The 1432-nt window shown below is 69.3% G+C and carries 1 protein-coding gene; it reads right to left on the minus strand.

Translation table 11 applies throughout. From position 1 onward, the window contains the following. A partial coding sequence (locus ACWDNU_RS45740; RefSeq protein ID WP_449673433.1) for a thioester reductase domain-containing protein occupies window positions 1-1432 on the minus strand: 1432 nt, incomplete at both ends.

The following is a 1432-nucleotide window of genomic DNA, read 5'->3' on the forward strand; positions in this document are numbered from 1 at the left end:
GTCATCGATCCGATCGATCCGATGCCCCGCCTCGATCAGCCAATCCACGAAACTGTCCAGCGAAACACCGTCGTCGTGCGGATTGACCACATCGAAGGTCCGGTACCCCGTCACCGCCGCCGCACCCAGCCCCGTCACCGCCGCGGCGACGAAATCGGCAGGCAACCCGTCGTAGTGCGCGCGCTGCCGCCGCCCGTTGGCGTCGGTCAGATAGAACGACGCGGGCGCGAGACCGGTCACGAGCACACTCAACAGCAACCGGGTGAACACGTCGGGCACATTCACCTGACCGGGATAGTCGCTGTGCGCCAGGATCATGTCCGACCGGAACACCGCCACCGGCAACCCGAACCGCTCCGACGCCTCCCGCAACAACACCTCACCGGCCCACTTGCTGTTGCCGTACCCGTTCGCGTAGCTCGCGTCCACCCGCCGGACCGGACTCATCACCCGCACGTCACCGTCCTCGGCGAACGACTCCCCCTGCGCCGCCACCGCCACGGTCGACAGATAACTCACCGGCTTGCGCGTCGCCGTCGACGCCAGCCGGATCACCTCGGCGGTCCCGACCACATTCGGACCGAACAACTGCCCATACGGCAGCACATGATTCACCAGCGCCGCCGAATGCACGATCAGATCCACCTCCTCGGCCAGCCGCCGCCACTCCGCCGCGGACAGCCCGAGATCCGGCTCCCCGATATCCCCCGGCACCACCTCGAGCACACCGTCGGCGAGCGCGCGGAAGTGCTCGGCCAGTGCCGGATCGGTCTCGAACGCCGCCGCCAGACGTGCACGCGCGGCAGCCGCGTCCCCACCCCGCACCACGCAGATCACCCGACCACCCAGCGGCGCCAACCGCTCCAGCCAGGTCAGCAGCAGAAACCGCCCCAGATAGCCGTTCGCCCCTGTGATCAGCACCGTGGACGGCGGCACCGTGGCGGACGGCAGCCCCCGGGCACGATCCAACATCCCCGCGTCGAGGAACTTCGCCAGCGTGAGATCCGCCGCGCGGATCTCGGTCGCACCCACACCGTGCACCGCCTCGACATCGGTTCGCCGCGCACCCGGTTCGCGCTCCCGACCGACATAGTCCGCGATCCGCGCCAGATCACTGTCCGGTCCGAGCAACACGTTCACCGGCACCTCGACCCCGAGCAACTCCCGCAGCAGCGTCGAATACGACAGCGCCGCCAGCGAATCCCCACCCAGATCACCGAACCGCGCCTCGGGCCGCAACTCGGTGGCCGAACACCCGAGCACCGCGCGCGCCGCCCGCGCCACCGTCTCGTACACCGGCAGACCGGCAGCGTCGCGGCGCAGCCGCTGCAACTCCGCTTCCTGATCCCGCGCGACATCGTCGTACAGCGCCTCCAGCCGCGGGCCGTACCACTGCTTCAGCTTGGGCCGCAACAACTTCCCGACCCCCGAC

Source organism: Amycolatopsis sp. NPDC003676, from assembly GCF_053587275.1.